This is a genomic window from Flavivirga abyssicola, assembly GCF_030540775.2.
In the GTDB taxonomy this organism is placed as follows: Bacteria; Bacteroidota; Bacteroidia; order Flavobacteriales; family Flavobacteriaceae; genus Flavivirga; species Flavivirga abyssicola.
This window is the reverse complement of the sequence record NZ_CP141266.1, coordinates 4,106,557-4,123,264: the sequence shown is the minus strand read 5'-3', so window position 1 is coordinate 4,123,264 and position 16,708 is coordinate 4,106,557. Positions and strand designations below refer to the sequence as shown.

At 30.0% G+C, this 16,708-nt stretch carries 14 protein-coding genes; 5 read left to right on the top strand and 9 right to left on the bottom strand.

Features of this window, described 5'->3' with window-relative positions; translation table 11 throughout:
• Nucleotides 1-30: 30 nt before the first annotated feature.
• Together Q4Q34_RS17270 and Q4Q34_RS17265 are read left to right on the top strand one after the other, a co-directional pair.
• Complete coding sequence (locus Q4Q34_RS17270) at nucleotides 31-807, top strand: polysaccharide biosynthesis/export family protein (RefSeq protein ID WP_303317665.1); 777 nt, start codon at nucleotides 31-33, stop codon at nucleotides 805-807.
• A gap of 10 nt (nucleotides 808-817) precedes the next feature.
• Nucleotides 818-3,202 carry a GumC family protein gene (locus tag Q4Q34_RS17265; protein WP_303317664.1) on the top strand — a complete coding sequence of 795 codons (2,385 nt, stop codon included), beginning with the start codon at nucleotides 818-820 and terminating at the stop codon, nucleotides 3,200-3,202.
• On the opposite strand, the gene Q4Q34_RS17260 is transcribed toward Q4Q34_RS17265, so the two are convergent.
• Both Q4Q34_RS17260 and aroB read right to left on the bottom strand, forming a co-directional pair.
• Nucleotides 3,199-3,933: a tyrosine-protein phosphatase gene (locus tag Q4Q34_RS17260; RefSeq protein ID WP_303317663.1), complete on the bottom strand. Its 735-nt coding sequence runs from the start codon at nucleotides 3,931-3,933 to the stop codon at nucleotides 3,199-3,201. The two genes, Q4Q34_RS17265 and Q4Q34_RS17260, sit on opposite strands and share 4 nt — an antisense overlap.
• 40 nt (nucleotides 3,934-3,973) lie before the next feature.
• Complete coding sequence (gene aroB, locus Q4Q34_RS17255; protein WP_303317662.1) at nucleotides 3,974-5,041, bottom strand: 3-dehydroquinate synthase; 1,068 nt, start codon at nucleotides 5,039-5,041, stop codon at nucleotides 3,974-3,976.
• 135 nt (nucleotides 5,042-5,176) lie between these two features.
• Here aroB and Q4Q34_RS17250 point away from each other — a divergent pair, with 135 nt between their 5' ends.
• Nucleotides 5,177-6,352 (top strand): proline dehydrogenase family protein, encoded by a 1,176-nt coding sequence (locus Q4Q34_RS17250; RefSeq protein WP_303317661.1) that lies wholly within the window; start codon nucleotides 5,177-5,179, stop codon nucleotides 6,350-6,352.
• Between the two features lies 1 nt (nucleotide 6,353).
• Here Q4Q34_RS17250 and Q4Q34_RS17245 read toward each other — a convergent pair whose 3' ends face one another.
• The 4 genes from Q4Q34_RS17245 to Q4Q34_RS17230 all read right to left on the bottom strand — a co-directional run bounded on the left by Q4Q34_RS17245 (nucleotide 6,354) and on the right by Q4Q34_RS17230 (nucleotide 9,738).
• On the bottom strand, nucleotides 6,354-7,424 hold the full coding sequence (locus tag Q4Q34_RS17245) for an SDR family NAD(P)-dependent oxidoreductase (protein ID WP_303317660.1): 1,071 nt from the start codon (nucleotides 7,422-7,424) through the stop codon (nucleotides 6,354-6,356).
• A gap of 105 nt (nucleotides 7,425-7,529) precedes the next feature.
• The gene (locus tag Q4Q34_RS17240; protein ID WP_303317659.1) at nucleotides 7,530-8,123 is read right to left on the bottom strand and encodes a sugar transferase; all 594 of its coding nucleotides are present in this window, start codon (nucleotides 8,121-8,123) and stop codon (nucleotides 7,530-7,532) included.
• Nucleotides 8,124-8,125: 2 nt separating this feature from the next.
• Nucleotides 8,126-8,500: a hypothetical protein gene (locus Q4Q34_RS17235; RefSeq protein WP_303317658.1), complete on the bottom strand. Its 375-nt coding sequence runs from the start codon at nucleotides 8,498-8,500 to the stop codon at nucleotides 8,126-8,128.
• 38 nt (nucleotides 8,501-8,538) lie between these two features.
• Nucleotides 8,539-9,738, bottom strand: a complete 1,200-nt coding sequence (locus tag Q4Q34_RS17230) for an alanine dehydrogenase (RefSeq protein ID WP_303317657.1) — start codon at nucleotides 9,736-9,738, stop codon at nucleotides 8,539-8,541.
• A 204-nt stretch (nucleotides 9,739-9,942) separates the two neighbouring features.
• Here Q4Q34_RS17230 and Q4Q34_RS17225 point away from each other — a divergent pair, with 204 nt between their 5' ends.
• On the top strand, nucleotides 9,943-12,372 hold the full coding sequence (locus Q4Q34_RS17225; RefSeq protein WP_303317656.1) for an outer membrane beta-barrel protein: 2,430 nt from the start codon (nucleotides 9,943-9,945) through the stop codon (nucleotides 12,370-12,372).
• On the opposite strand, the gene Q4Q34_RS17220 is transcribed toward Q4Q34_RS17225, so the two are convergent.
• The 3 genes from Q4Q34_RS17220 to porX all read right to left on the bottom strand — a co-directional run bounded on the left by Q4Q34_RS17220 (nucleotide 12,369) and on the right by porX (nucleotide 15,246).
• Nucleotides 12,369-12,914, bottom strand: a complete 546-nt coding sequence (locus Q4Q34_RS17220; RefSeq protein ID WP_303317655.1) for a hypothetical protein — start codon at nucleotides 12,912-12,914, stop codon at nucleotides 12,369-12,371. The genes Q4Q34_RS17225 and Q4Q34_RS17220 overlap by 4 nt on opposite strands.
• A gap of 282 nt (nucleotides 12,915-13,196) precedes the next feature.
• Nucleotides 13,197-13,607, bottom strand: a complete 411-nt coding sequence (gene tsaE / locus Q4Q34_RS17215; protein WP_303317654.1) for a tRNA (adenosine(37)-N6)-threonylcarbamoyltransferase complex ATPase subunit type 1 TsaE — start codon at nucleotides 13,605-13,607, stop codon at nucleotides 13,197-13,199.
• Between the two features lie 85 nt (nucleotides 13,608-13,692).
• Nucleotides 13,693-15,246, bottom strand: a complete 1,554-nt coding sequence (porX, locus tag Q4Q34_RS17210; RefSeq protein WP_303317653.1) for a T9SS response regulator signal transducer PorX — start codon at nucleotides 15,244-15,246, stop codon at nucleotides 13,693-13,695.
• Nucleotides 15,247-15,350: 104 nt separating this feature from the next.
• On the opposite strand from porX, the gene Q4Q34_RS17205 reads away from it, so the two are divergent.
• Nucleotides 15,351-16,571 carry an HD domain-containing protein gene (locus Q4Q34_RS17205; protein ID WP_303317652.1) on the top strand — a complete coding sequence of 407 codons (1,221 nt, stop codon included), beginning with the start codon at nucleotides 15,351-15,353 and terminating at the stop codon, nucleotides 16,569-16,571.
• Nucleotides 16,572-16,708: the final 137 nt, after the last annotated feature.

Genomic DNA, 16,708 nt, shown 5'->3' with positions numbered 1-16,708 from the left:
TTTTACTATTTTCCCCAAATAATATTAAAAATGGATAGACCACTTATACGAAGTAAGATGATAATTGCTACCATGATAATTGGTATGCTTTTAACTTCGTGTGCATCAAAACAGGATATAGTTTACTTTCAGAATGCCAAGAGTTTTGAAACTATTGTAGATACTGACACCTTTACAGCCAAATTAAAAGTTGGAGATGTAGTGAGTGTTTATGTATCTACTCTAGATCAAACTGTTACAAAGCCATATAATTTAGTTAAATCTTCAGGAGGAGAAGGAGGAGAATTGATAGATTATTTAATTGATATAGAAGGAAATATTGATTATCCGGTTTTAGGTAAAATAAAATTGTTAGGCCTTACTGTTGAAGAAGCAAAAGCACTTTTCAAGAAAAAATTTGCTGAAGGCGATCTACTAAAAGATCCTGTAATTATTTTTCGGGTTCTTAATTTTAGAGTTACTGTAGCCGGAGAGGTTAATAGCCCTGGTGTTTATCCGGTTTCTGGAGAAAGAATATCTATTCTTGAGGCTCTTGGCATGGCGGGAGACTTAACCATAAAAGGTAGGAGAGATAATATATTAGTTGTCAGAGACTTTAATGGCACAAAAACGTATACTAGAATAGACTTAACAAACAAAGAAGTTTTTAATTCTCCCGTTTATTATTTAACACAAAATGATTATGTTTATGTTGAGCCCAACAATTCTGCAATAAGTGGAGCCTCTGGTGATGCAAGAATTGGTACATTAATTACAATTACATCATTTCTTATAACCACTACACTTTTATTAATTACTCGAAATTAGAAAAATAAAAATGGCCTTAATTGATAACAGAAACTTACCTGATAATAATTCTGAAGATTTTAAATTTAATCTAAAGAAAATGATTTCTGTTTATCTCAAGCAGTGGAAATGGTTTGTATTAAGTTGTATTCTATGCTTAAGTTTATCTTACTTAAATCTAAGGTATACAACTCCTCAATATATAGCAGCCGCTAAAATAATGCTCTTAGATGATAAAGATGCATCTGCAGGGGCTTTAAAAGATTTATCTCTTTTTTCTGAAAAGGAGGATGCCATGGTTGAGGATGAAATACAAGTGATCCAATCTAGAAGTTTTTTAAGAAATATTGTTAAAAGGTTACATTTAAATATCAACTATTTTGTTAAAGGAAGAGTTAACGAGTCTGAACTTTATAAAAGTTCTCCAATAGTTATTAATTTCATTGAAGCTGATTCAATTATCAATAATACAAGTTTCAATTTTTATACCGAAATTCTTTCTTCAACAGATTTTAATTTTAGAATTGGTGAGGAAGATGTGCCAAAAAAATATACTTTTGGAGAAACCATTCCTACATTTTTTGGAGGCATTATAATCACTCCAAAAGATAAAAATTTAGAGGGTTATGTCGGAAACAACATTAGGGTTAGAATAACACCTTTGGAGTCGCTAGCTGAATCCCTTAAAAATAGAATTTCTATATACCCTACAGGAAAATCATCAAAAGTCATTGAAGTTAGTATTACTGACCCTGTCATACAAAAAGCTAAAGACATAGTCAACACGCTTATTGATGAGTATAATATTTCTACCATTGAAAAGAAAAATGAAATATCAAGAAACACCGCGAATTTTATCAATGAGCGTGTTGAATTGATAGCTTCAGATTTAGTAAATGTTGATGATAGCATTGTAAAATTTAAAACAGGAAATAAGGTGACCGATGTCGCTTCTGAAGCTGGTCAATTTTTAAGTTCAAGTGCATTAAACGAACAACAATTAGATGCTAGCAGGATGCAGCTGAATCAATTAAGCTATATGAAAGATGCGTTGGGAGATTCATCAGGGAAATATGATGCCATTCCATCTAATTTAGGCTTGGGAGATGCAGCAATTACTGAGCTTTCATCTAGATATAATCAACTCCTTGAAAGAAGAAGGACACTTTTAAAAAGTGCTGGAGAGCAAAATCCTATAGTTAAAGAATTAGACCAAACATTAGGGGGAATAAGACAAAACCTTCAGCAAAGTATTAATAATTCAAGTAAATCACTTAGAATTCAAATTGGGAGCCTTGAAAATCAATCAAAAAGGATTAATTCTAAAATATTTTCAGTGCCTGGTCAAGAACGTCGATTACGATCTATTGAGAGAAAGCAAGGGATAAAAGAATCACTATATCTATACCTATTAGAGAAAAGAGAAGAAGCTACCATATCTTTAACAGCGACTTCTCCTAGTGCAAAAATAATTGATGAAGCTTATAATAGTTACGGAGGGCCTGTATCACCCAACAAACAAATGGCCTATATAACTGCCTTGTTTTTTGGGTTTGTTATTCCTTTTTTCGTTATTTATGTAAGGAATTTATTAGATACAAAAATTCACAATAAGGAAGATTTAGAAAGGGAGGTTAAAAACATAACCGTTTTAGGTGAAATTCCAAGAGTAAAGGGGAGTGAGAGTACTTTAGTAGAACGTAACGATCGATCTATTTTATCTGAATCTTTTAGAATAGTAAGAACAAATTTTGATTATGTAAAAAGAGGCAGAAATACTAAAAATTATGACAATGTCATTTTTGTAACATCAACTATCAATGGAGAAGGGAAATCCTTTTTTAGTTTGAATATGGCCCTTACACTAGCTAATGCAGAGAAAAGAGTTTTACTGTTAGGAGCGGATATTAGAAACCCTCAAATTTATTCTGCTATAAATAGTAAAAAAGAAAAAACCTCTTCAAAAATAGGACTTACAGAATTTTTAGTTGATAAATCAATTATAGTCGGAGAAGCTATTAATACTTATGATATTAATGGCATAAATATAGATATTTTACTTTCAGGAAAAGTACCGCCTAATCCAGCAGAACTCTTAATGAATGACAGAGTAAAAGATTTATTTGACACTGTTTCAGACCAATATGATTATGTCATTGTTGACACGGCACCATCTATGCTTGTTACAGATACATTATTGATAAGTAAATATGCTGGACATACCATTTATTTAACAAGAGCAGATTATACGGAAAAGCGCATTTTGAATTTCGCTAAAGAATTACATGCAGAAAATAAACTCAACGGTATGATGCTTGTTGTTAATGATGTAAAACAATCTAATTTTGGATATGGAGCCAAATATGGTTATTACGGAGCTCCGAAAAAGAAAAGTTTTTTTAAAAGAAAAGCTTAAATAACTGAAAACGTTTGGTTTGTATTTTTGATTATTTCTTTTAGTTGTTTATCTCTTCTTTTGTTTAATACCAAATTTGATAATTTATCTATATGATTTTCATTATGAATATCTGTACCAACAAAATCTATTAGTTGTTCTTCGATTAAATAATCAGCAGTTTTTTCAACACTTTTACCATAATGATTACTTAGTGAAAGTAAATTAAGTTGGAAAAAGCAACCCAATTGTTTTAACCTTTCATAGTGTTCCAGATTATTATGATAAAACGAATAACGCTCAGGATGAGCTAAAACAGGAGTATAACCTTGTGTTTTTATTTTAAAAATAAGATCTTCTAAATTAATCGGAGCTTGGAAATATGACATTTCAATAAGTAGATACTTTCCTTTTAAAGTAAATAAATGTCCTGTTTCTAATAAACTTTCAAAATGACTATCAAGCATATATTCTGCAGCCGGATTTAATGTAATCTCTGTATCTAAAGCCTCTAATAAAACATGGTATGCATTACCAATGGTTTCTTCTGTGTTAGGATAAAAATCCTGCATGATATGAGGCGTAGGTATAAACTGTTTTATTCCCAATGCTGTCATTTTTCTTATTAAACATAAAGACTCTTCTACATTTTTTGCACCGTCATCAATACCTGGAAGAATATGATTATGGATATCCACAAAACCTTCCAGTAAGTCTTTTAAAAATAGTTTCTTAGAAAAAAAATGAAGCATTTATAAAGTTGCGAATGTAATATTAAACTAATATTTACTATTAGTTGTCGTAAAAACGAAAAGCATCAACTATTATTTTGTCATCAACCAAACAATCGATCTTTGGATTACCAATAGATTCTAAAAGTACAAAATTGATATTGCCATGATTATTCTTTTTATCATATTTTAGTAATTCAATTATCTCTGGATATTCGTTCTCGTTAATTTTAACTTTACCATAATAGTCAATAAATAAATTTTTAATATCTATTGTTGTTTGCTTTGGAAAACCTGCTAGTTCAGTAGAAATATAGCATGCTAAAATCATACCTATAACAATAGCCTCTCCATGTAATAATGCAGTTTTATTTGGGTTGCTTAAAAAGAAAGATTCTATAGCATGGCCAAGTGTATGACCAAAATTTAAGGTTTTACGTAGATTATCTTCAAACGGGTCATTTTCAACAACATTCTTTTTAATCAATACAGATTCGTAAATTAAAATATCTAAATCATCTAAAGTTAATTTTGATAAGTTTTTAAATTTATTCCAATAGATTTCGTCACTAATTAAACCATGCTTAAGCATTTCGGCTAATCCGGAACGCATTTGATTTTGTGGTAACGTGTTTAAGTATTTGGTATCTATCAGCACTAAATCTGGATTGCTTATAACTCCTATCTGATTTTTTAAATGTCCTAAATCAACCCCTGTTTTTCCTCCAACTGATGCGTCTACCATTGAGAGTAGAGTAGTAGGGATGTTAATATATGCAATACCCCTTTTAAAAGTGCAGGCTACAAAACCACCTAAATCTGTAATAACACCACCTCCAATATTAATAACTAAGCTTTTTCTATCAGCATCTAAATCAGAAAGTGTATTCCAAACACCTACACAAGTATCTATCGTTTTATTAATTTCTCCAGATTCAATTTCTATAATCTCAATAACGATATCTGTTTCTAATCTTTCTAAAAAATATGGCAAGCAAAATTCATGTGTATTCTCATCAACTAAAATAAAGATTTTAGAAAAGTTCTTGTCCTTAATGTGTTTGTTTATAGGTTTATAACAAGCATTGTTGAAATGAATTGTGCACTCGTTTGTGGTAATTGAATCCATGAAATTATTATAGCTTTTAAAAGTTTGTGAAATTAAGGAGATTTTACATAAAATGATAGTATTTAGCATATAAAATGATAGTAATTTATATAAAATGAGATATGGATTATATTTATATTTACACAAATTTTTTTCATGAGTACAGATAAAATATTTGATAACACAGAAATTGCATTCTCATTAAAGAATGACTCTGAATTGGAACGCGCTTACTTTTTATTTAAAATGATATCTATTGAGCCTCTAGTTAGAATCGGAACTGCTGCAACTAACTTTGCTATTAAAGCCAATTTACCGATTGAAGGTTTAATTCGTTCTACCGTATTTGATCATTTTTGTGGAGGTGTTAACGAAGAAGATTGCTTGTCTGTAATCAATAGGATGTTTTTAAAAGGGGTAAGCTCTGTTTTAGATTATTCTGTTGAAGGAAAAGAAAGTGAAAAGGAATTTGATTCTGCCATGCATACCATACTCAAAATTATTGATTTTGCTAAGGATATTGATGCTATTCCTATCGCTGTATTTAAACCAACGGGGTTTGGTCGATTAAGTTTATATGAAAAAGTTGGTAGTGGAGAAGTTTTAACTCAAAAAGAGCAACAGGAATGGGATAGTGTTGTAAATAGATTTGATATTGTTTGTAAAAAAGCAAAGGATAATGATGTTGCAGTTTTAATTGATGCTGAAGAAAGTTGGATGCAAGATGCTGCAGATGGATTAGTGACGGAAATGATGCAAAAGTATAATACAGAAAAACCTATTATATATAACACATTGCAGATGTATAGGCATGATAGATTGGCATTTTTAAAGAAAGAACATCAAAAAGCAAAAGAAGGCAATTACTTTCTTGGTTATAAATTGGTTCGTGGTGCTTATATGGAAAAAGAAAACGATAGAGCCAAAGAAAAAGGGTATAAGTCTCCTATTTGCATAAATAAAACTGCTACTGATGAGAATTTCGATAGTGCATTACTGTACATGATTGAAAACTTAGATTGCATGTCTTTATTTGCTGGAACTCATAATGAGAATAGTTCATATTTATTAATGCAATTAATGGCAAGTAAAAAATTAAAAAATAACGATAACCGTATCTGGTTTGGTCAGCTTTACGGTATGAGTGATCACATTAGTTTTAATCTAGCTGATAAAGGTTACAACGTTGCTAAATACATTCCTTTTGGCCCAGTAAAGGATGTTATGCCTTATTTAATTAGAAGGGCTGAGGAGAATACCTCTGTAGCTGGGCAAACCGGCAGAGAATTATCTCTTTTAACTAAAGAAAAGAAGCGTCGGAAAGCATTATAATTTAGAGATATTTTTTTAAAATAGATTTAACTTCTGAATTTGACATATTAAGTGTCACACTTTCTAATTCAGAAAAATCAATATTTTTAGCTTCAAAATTATTTTTTGACTTAACCAGTAGAATGTTTTTATTAATGGTTGGCACTAATATTTCGCTATTAGAAACAATGCTCTCATGGAGCTTCTCTCCAGGGCGTAATTCTGTAATTCTTATTTCAATTTTTTTATTAATTTTACTGTAAAGTGCGACTAATCTTTCTGCCAAATCAATTATTCTAATTGGCTTTTCCATGTTAAAAGTAAATATATTGCTCTCTTCATTATTAAAAGTAGCAATCTGTAATATTAAAGAACAAGCTTTACTTTTACTTATAAAGTAGCGGGAAACACTTTTATCTGTGACCGTAAGTGGTGTATTTGATTCTATTTGCTTCTTAAAGAGCGGTAAAACAGATCCATTAGAACCTAATATGTTACCAAATCGAGTTATGCTAAATTTTGTGTTTAGATTATTAGATAAATTGTTCAGGTAATTTTCTGCTATACGCTTAGACATTCCCATAACACTTACTGGGTTTACGGCTTTGTCTGTAGAAATAAAAATAAATTTTTTAGCGTGATACTTTATGGACAAGTCTGTCAGTAATTTTGTTCCTAAAATATTAAGCTTAATTGCTTTATATGGATTATCTTCCATTAAAGGAACATGCTTGTATGCAGCAGCATGAAAAATAAGTGTAGGTCTGTAGGTTTCAAAAAGATGTTTTATTGATTGTTGTTCTGTAATATTCAAAAGAAGAAAATCAATCTTATTAGTGTTTTCAAACTCTAAATCTTTTATAAGATTATAAAGAGGCGATTCAGCAATATCTACAAGGATTAGTTTTTTATAACTGCATGTTAACAATTGTTTGGAAAGCTCACTACCTATAGAGCCAGCAGCCCCCGTGATTAAAATAGTATCATCAGAAAAATCAAAACTTTTTATAGGTCTTTGAGTTTTTTTAGGGGTAGGAAACAATCCAGAATCAATTAATAACTGATCTATATGATCTGAGGTAGTCTTATTCATTTTTGACTTTTAGATTCGCTTAAACGCATATTTTATGAAATATGAATGGTATTTGCAAAGTATAAATAATAATGTTTTGAGCCAAATACTTAAATACAATAGAAACTACTTAATAATTACTTTAATTATGGTAAGTCCAATAAGTTTTAAATCAAAAAAGAAATTCCGTTTTCTAATATATTCCTTATTATATTTTAGTTTATCTGGAATAACAGTATTTATAAAAAAATCTTCTGGATCTTTGGCGGCTTTCAAAAGTTCTACTTCATTTCTATATTTTAGAGATGCTAACCCGGTAATACCTGGTCTAACGGAAAAAATTTGCATGTCATCTTCATTATAAAAATTTACATAATACCGTAATTCTGGTCTTGGACCAACAAAACTCATATCTCCTTTTAAAATATTTATAAGCTGAGGAAACTCATCAATTTTATAGCGCCTTAAAAAATAACCTACTTTGGTTATTCTGGAATCATTATTTCCTAAAGTAAGTAAGCCTTTATTTTGAGATTGCACACGCATAGTGCGAAACTTAAAAATATTGAAATCTATATTATTTTTTCCAACACGTCCTTGAACAAAAAGAATAGGCCCTTTTGAATCTAATATAATTAAAACAGAAATTAATATTAAAAAAGGAGAGAGGACACATAATCCGATTATAGAAAGAATAACATCAAAACTACGTTTAAGCATTGTTAGTATTCTATTTTAAAGTTAGTTATGGTGGCTATGCTGTCACAATTTTCAACAGTTAATATAATTTCTTTTTCCTCAAATTCACCCTCAACATTATATATACCACATGGTTTTTGTCTTGCATTACTTTCAGAAAAATTTATGCTGCCTTTTTTTAAAATATGATTTATTGCTACCGAGTCTATATTATAAAGTTTGAAATCAGATTGAATATTATCACTATAAATAATCTTCTTTAGTCTAATATTCTTTAAAACTCTAGCATCAGGACCGTAACTACATGAGGTTTTTTTACCATTTAAGAAGAAAGCTAATATTATTAATCCGATAGAAAACCCGCCTAGATAATAGCCAACGCGTTGTATAAGTTTCATTTAATGTGTTTAGTGAAATAAATCAGAGCTGTAATCAATTAAAAAATCAGCAAATTAACATCGCTAAAGTCTAAATCAAACCAATCACCTACAGATTTACTAGTTAAAATTCCGTGGTAAAAATACAACCCATTTTTTAAACCTCTGTCAAATCTTAAAGAATTTTCTATACCACCATCCTCAGCTATTTTCAGCAAATAAGGCGTAAATATATTACTTATAGAAACAGATGCTGTACGTGAATATCTTGCTAGAATATTAGGAACGCAATAATGAATAACATTGTGTTTTATAAATGTAGGTTTTTTGTGTGTGGTTACTTCGCTAGTTTCAAAACAACCTCCCATATCAATACTTACATCTATAATAATAGCTCCTTTTTTCATTGATTGAACCATAGCTTCCGAAACGATTACAGGCGCTCTATTTGTTCCACGAATAGCCCCAATAACAACATCACAACGTTTCAAGGCTTTGGTTAAATTTTTTGGTGTAATTGTAGAAGTAAAAAACGGTCTACCCAGATTTGCTTGTATTCTTCTTAATTTTGTAATGGAATTATCGAAGACTTTTACATCTGCTCCAAGACCTATAGAACTTCTAGTCGCAAACTCACCAACAGTCCCTGCTCCTAAAATAACAACTTTTATAGGAGGAACACCACTAATATTCCCAAACATTAACCCATTACCATCCTTAGCATCAGATAGTAACTCTGAAGCAATTAAAACAGAGGCAGTACCTGCAATTTCGCTTAACGATTTCACGGCAGGGTAGGTTCCGTCTCCGTCTCGTATAAACTCAAAGGCTAAAGCAGTGACCCGTTTTGATGCCAATGCTTCAAAATATTTTTTTGACTGGGTTTTTATTTGAAGCGCAGATATTAATATAGTTTGAGGGTTAATAAGTTTAATTTGTTCTATGCTGGGAGGCTCTACTTTAAGAATCATCGGACAAGCAAATACTTTAGCAGTATCTTTTGTGATTTCTGCTCCGGCTTCACTATAGTCTTTATCACTAAAGCTGGCACCATTTCCTGCACCAGACTCAAGCAATACTTTATGGCCATTACTTACTAAAGCAAATACAGCATCTGGGGTTAAGCACACACGCTTTTCTTGAAAAGCAGTTTCTTTAGGTATACCTATAAATAATTCTCCCTTATGTCTTAGTAGTTCAAGAGTTTCTTCTTGAGGTAAAAGTTGCTGCTTTGTAAAAGGCGAGAGTGATTTTGACATGGTTAGCTTAATTAATAAAAAATCAAATTACAAATAATTTTTCTATTGTTGATATAAACTCAAAATAATTATTTTAGTTTTTTAATTGCTAGCAAGATTAATATTTTTATTTGGCTTTTTGTAAGAAAATAATCACTATTTTTATAGTAACTCCATAAAATGTTTTAAATTAATTATTTATAAGTTTGCATCATAAATATATATATGATTAAAAATCTATGTTATTATTTTAGTCTACTGCTATCTCTCTCATCTTTTTCTCAGGAATATAGGTTAAATGGGTATGTTAAAGACGCTAATGACAATCCAATAGCGTATGCAAATATAGTTATTACCAGTCTTGGGGTTGCTAAAGACGCGAATGGTACATCTACAGATGAAAATGGTTATTTTATAATAGAAAATTTAAAAGCTCAGGATTATATATTAAAAGTTAGTTTTCTTGGTTTTAAGGCATATTCTACCAGAGTAGAATTGGATAGAAATATTCATTTTGATGCTATTATACTTGAAGATAATTTAGAGACACTAGATGGGGTGACTGTTGTAGCAAAGAGACCCACTGTTAAACGCATGGTGGATCGCCTAGTTTTTAATGTTGAAAATTCCACACTATCAAATGATAATATTTTAGATGTTTTAAAGCACACTCCTGGTGTATTGGTTCATGATGGGACAATAACTATAAAACAATCGACACCAACAATATACATAAATGACAGAAGGGTACATCTGTCTTCAAGTGAAGTACAACAACTTTTAGAAGGTACATCTGCTAGTAATGTAAAATCTATTGAAGTTATTACTAACCCGCCTGCAAAATACGAAGCTGAAGGCGCAGCCGTACTTAATATTGTAACTAGTAAAAATATCATTGCTGGTTATCATGGAAGTGTTTTTGGTAATTATAAACAAGGTTCTGAATTTCCAAAATATGCATTGGGGACTAATCATTTTTTTAAAACTAAGAAACTTAACGCTTATTTAAATTACAGCATAAGCCCTAGAAAAGATTTTAGACATAATGATGAATCAATAAATTTTATAGATAATAATAACCAAAATACTTCAAGTTGGGAAACAGATTTTAAAAGAACAAGAGAAACCGCAAACCAAAACATAAACAGTAATATTGATTATGACATAAACGAAAACAATAGTCTAGGTTTTTCTACAAGTATGTTAATCACCCCAAGAGATAACACAAAAACTTCGATTAATTCTTTAACTGAGGTTTTTGATGCTAATAGAGTGTTAGACTCTACATTCAATACGCTAAACCGTAAAGTAGATGAAACATTTAATTTAGCTTTTACACTTGATTATACTCATAAATTTAAAAGAGCAGGAGAGAAGCTCTCTGTAAGTACCCATCATACCAATTATGATTTTTCAAGTTTTCAAAATGTAGATACAGATTATCGTTTTCCTAATAATATGCTAATAAGAAGCAATCGATTTCAAACATTTTCAAGTCAGGTTATAAAATTATATACGGGTCAGGTAGATTATGAATTACCAATAGGCGAATCAGCAGAATTTGAGGCAGGAGGAAAGGTCTCTGATATTAATTCTGAGAGTATTTTAACTCAATTTATTTTTGAAAACGACGAAAAGATAGAAGATTTTCAAAATTCAGATACTTTTTTATACGATGAAACTAATTATGCAGCCTATATAAGTTATTCAAAAGATTGGACTAATTGGAGTTTTAAATCTGGACTAAGAGCAGAATACACTAACATTAAAGGAAATTCATTAGAGACTAACCAAAATAGTGATAATGATTATTTAAAGTTGTTTCCTTCTTTTTATTTGTTACATAAATTAAACGATGATAATGAATTATACTTCAATTATAATAAGCGTATTTATAGACCACGTTATAATCAGCTTAACCCTTTTAAGTATTTTTTAAATGACAATGCGTATGTAACTGGTGATCCTAATTTAAAGCCGCAAATAGATCATATATTTACGCTTGGATATACATTAAATACTAAGTATACTTTTGAAATTTATTATCGCTATGAAAATGATCCAACAATTCAAATTACTTTTCAAGATAATGAAGCAAATTCTCTTAAATATATAAACACAAACACAGATGTGTCAATTTCATATGGCTTAGACTTTATAACTAATACACGAGTAGTTAAAAATTGGAGTTTATATATGTTGTCTTCCTTTTTCTATTATGAAAATCGTTTTTTAGCTTTAGAAAGTAATAATTTGGCATACGAGACTGATAGGTGGTCTGTATATAGTCAAGTTGTTAATTCTTTTTCTTTTTTAAAAGATAAAAGTTTAACTGCTGATATTTCCTTTTTATATATTTCACCTATAGTAGGTGGTCCTACTATTACCAGTGACAGATCAGGTTTAGGTATTGATCTAAGAAAAACATTTTGTGATAATAGAGCGTCATTAAGCATTGGTATTACGGATATTTTTAACACACAAAATTTTACACAAACTACTAAATATTTAAATCAAGATGTGTTTTTAAATTCTAGAATAGAAAATAGATTGGTTGCATTTGGATTTAATTATAAATTTGGAAACTTTAGATTAAACACCAATAAAAAAGAAATTAATTTACAAGAAAGGGATAGGCTAAAAAGTAGTAATTAAAAATACTCTTTTACTTTACCCCAAAAGTTTTTAGGCGATATTTTGAATTCATCCTCTAGTTCTTCCAAAGATTTATTAGCTTCATTAATTTTATTAAATATTTGAGCTCTGATCAAATAAATTGAAGGTACAATGATTGCCATTATAGGTATCAAATAGATTAGTTGATTAGAATCAAAATATTTTAAGTCCTCGTTTAGCGATACAAATATTTGATAAGTATACATTGATATGGGGACAAGTAATACATGGTACCACCAATGCCGACAGGTGAAAAACCATATAAATAATATATATAATGGAATTATTTTTCCAGTTAAAATCCACATTGCAATATTTGCATCTTCAAAATAACCACTATTATATGTAAATAAAAAAGTGTCCCATACTTTTACAGAAGGAACACTTTCATATAAATAAAATAAATAAGGTATTATAGCTATCAAAGTAGCAACTATACTACCTATAACTAAACTCTTATTATCCGGCCGTTGGGAGTTTTGTGATTTTCCTTTTATCAATTTTTGCCGTTTGTTGTCCATCTTGGTTAAAAGCATCAGCAGCTTGAGCCATAAACAACATTCCTCCGAAAATCGCGATTGCGATTAAGTACTTCTTAGTTTTCATTTTAAAGGGATTTATTAATTAATATATCCAAATGTAACTAAAGGCTATTTTGAAGTATGTAGTGAAATGTTAAAAAAATGTTAAAATCAAACTTTTTTCAAATCTTCATTGTGGTTTTCCCGTAAAACTTCAAAATTCAGAGTGTTTTTTTCTGTTATTTATTTGTTTAAGCTAATGTTATGTTAGTAATTTGTTCGTTAATTTAATTTTATAATTCTATGATTATCAGAATCTAATTTTAAATTAATTTTATCAAAATGATTGTTCAAAATGGGCTCAATTTTTTCTGGCCATTCTATTAATTTCCAATTGTCAGAATCAACATAATCTTCAATTCCAAAATTATAAGCTTCCTCTAAATCGTTTATTCTATATAAATCAAAATGATAAATCTTATCATTATTTAGTTGATACTCGTTTACGATAGAAAATGTTGGGCTACTAACTTCATCATGACTTCCTAAAACTTTTACAATGGTTTTTATTAATGTTGTTTTGCCAACACCCATATCTCCATAAAATAATAAAGTTTTAGTTTTTACATTTTTAATTAGTTGTTTTGCAACATTTTCGACATCATTTAATCCAAAGTTAAGTTCTAATTCCATAATATTTCACACACAATTATAGTCAAAAAAAATCAAAAAAGCAATAAAAACACGTATTTAATCGATGTTTTTTGCTTTTAATAGATTATTTTGGAGTGAATACTACAAAAGGAATAATCATTTCCTCAAGAGAAACACCTCCATGTTGATACGTATTTCTAAAATAACTAACATAATGATTGTAGTTATTAGGATAAGCAAAAAACAAATCGCTTTTTGCAAAAATATAAGAACTGCTCATATTAATAGAAGGTAAGTGAGCATCTTTTGGGTTTTTAAAAACCAATACATCTTTGTCATCATAAGTTAAACTCCTGCCGGTTTTATAACGAAGATTTAAGCTTGTATCTCTATCTCCAATTACCTTTGATGGGTTCTTAACATTAATAGTACCATGATCTGTAGTTAAAATGAGTTTAAACCCTAATTGTTGCGCCTGTTGTATCATCTCTAAAAGCGGCGAATTTTTAAACCAGCTTAATGTTAGAGACCTGTATGCTTTATCGTTTGAAGCCAGTTCTTTAACAACTTCCATTTCTGTTTTAGAATGCGATAACATATCAACAAAATTGTACACTATAACGGAAAGATCGTTGTCTTTAAGTGATTTGAAGTTATCAGCTAGTTTTCTGCCATTTTTTAGATTGGTAATTTTATGATAGTCATAATTCAAATGAGTTAATCCTAATCGTTTCATTTGCGTATCTAAAAAGTCGGCTTCGTGCATATTTTTTCCACCATCATCAGTATCATTTTTCCAATATTTGGGAAATAATTTTTCCATATCGCTAGGCATGAGCCCAGAAAAAATGGCATTACGAGCATACTGAGTTGCTGTTGGCAAAATGCTAAAAAAAGCGTCTTCTTTAGTCTTTTTATAATAATTGTTAATAATGGGCTCAAAAACTTTCCATTGGTCATAGCGTAAATTGTCAATAACAATTAAAACAGTAGGTTGCTCTTTACTTATCTCAGGAGTGATTTTTTCTTTAAAAAGTGTATGCGACATTATTGGGGACTCTGTGTTTGGCTCAAACCAATCTGCATAATTTTTTTCTATAAATTTCCCAAACTGAATATTAGCCTCGTTTTTTTGAGATTCTAAAATTTCAAACATCCCAGGATCTTCAATGTCTTCAAGCTGAATTTCCCAATAAATAAGCTTCTGATACAGATTCACCCATTCTTCATAGGAATTAACCATAGATAAATCCATGGCAATTTTCCTAAACTCTTGTTGATAGTTAGAAGTAGTTTTTTCAGATACTAATCGAGAATTATCCAAGTTCTTCTTTAAACTTAACAATATCTGATTAGGGTTTACGGGTTTAATTAGATAATCCGCTATTTTGTTACCAATAGCTTCTTCCATAATATATTCTTCCTCACTCTTGGTGATCATCACAACAGGAAGATTATCTTGCTTTTCTTTTATTTCATTTAAAGTTTCAAGACCAGTAAGTCCGGGCATATTTTCATCTAAAAATACGATATCAAAACTTTTTCCATCTATAGCATCAATAGCTTCGGTGCCACTCATGCATTTTGTAACTTTATAATTGCGTTGCTCTAAAAATAGAATATGAGGTTTCAGTAAATCAATTTCATCATCTACCCAAAGTATTTGTATTGTATTCATTCAAATATTTTTAATAATCATTTATCGTAATTGTTTTTAATATAGCCTTATATATAAACTACATATAATTATATTTGTGTCTATTAAACATTAACTTTTCAAGTTTGAACAAACTTAAAATATTAAACGACCCAATTTACGGATTTATTACTATTCCAAATTCGCTTATCTTCGATTTAATTCAACATAAATACTTTCAACGTTTAAGAAGAATTACCCAGATGGGGATGTCTTATTTGGTTTATCCTGGTGCTCATCATACTAGATTTCATCATGCCATAGGATGCGTGCACTTAATGCAGCAGGCTGTTAATGTACTTCGTTTTAAGGGAGTTACAATTTCCGAAGAAGAAGAAAAAGGACTTTATGCTGCCATTTTATTGCATGATATTGGTCATGGGCCTTTCTCTCATGCCATGGAACATAGCATTGTTAATGATGTGTCTCACGAGGACATTTCTTTGCTTTTCATGGAGCAATTAAATAAAGAATTTAACGGAAGTTTAACGCTTGCCATCCAAATTTTCAAAGGTGAATACCATAGAAAATTTATGTGTCAGCTTATTTCCGGACAATTGGATATGGACAGAGCAGATTATTTAAAGCGAGATAGTTTTTATACTGGAGTGGCTGAGGGTAATATAAATAGCGAACGATTAATTACGATGCTTCATGTTGTGAATGATGAATTAGTTGTTGAAGAAAAAGGAATTTATAGTGTCGAAAAATTTATTGTAGCGAGGCGTCTCATGTATTGGCAGGTTTATTTACACAAAACGGGCCTAGCTGCAGAACAATTATTGATTCGTGTCTTAAAGCGAGCTAAGGAATTGCATAACAATGGAACAAGGTTGGAAGCTAGCAAAGCTCTATTGTTTTTTTTAGAGAACAAAATATCAATTGACAATTTTAACAATGAGACGCTAGATATTTTTTCGCAATTAGATGATTATGATATTATTTCGGCTATGAAAAACTGGCAGCATCATAGTGATTTTGTACTCAGTCGATTAAGCAAAATGATCATTAATAGGGACTTATTAAAAGTCAAATTAAAAAAGAAAGAAATAAAAAAGCAAAATCTTGAAAAGCATATCCAAAACTTAATTAATGCTCATAATATAAATGAAGATGAAGCAAAATATTTTGTGTTTACTGGCGATATATCTAATCAAGCATATCAATTAAAACATCAAGGAATAAATATTTTGCACAAATCTGGGAAAATTGAAGATATAGTTAAGGCTTCAGACCAGCTCAACCTTAAGGCATTATCTAAACCAGTAACTAAATATTACATATGCTATCCTAAAGAAACACTGTAGTTGTTTTTTTAAAATAAAAAAATAACTACGTAAAACACTACATCAGTTTATATAAAAACAATAAGACTCTGCACATAGAAAACTTTAGTACATTTTTCCTATTTTTGCGTCAATCAAACAAAAAACAAACTTTTTCA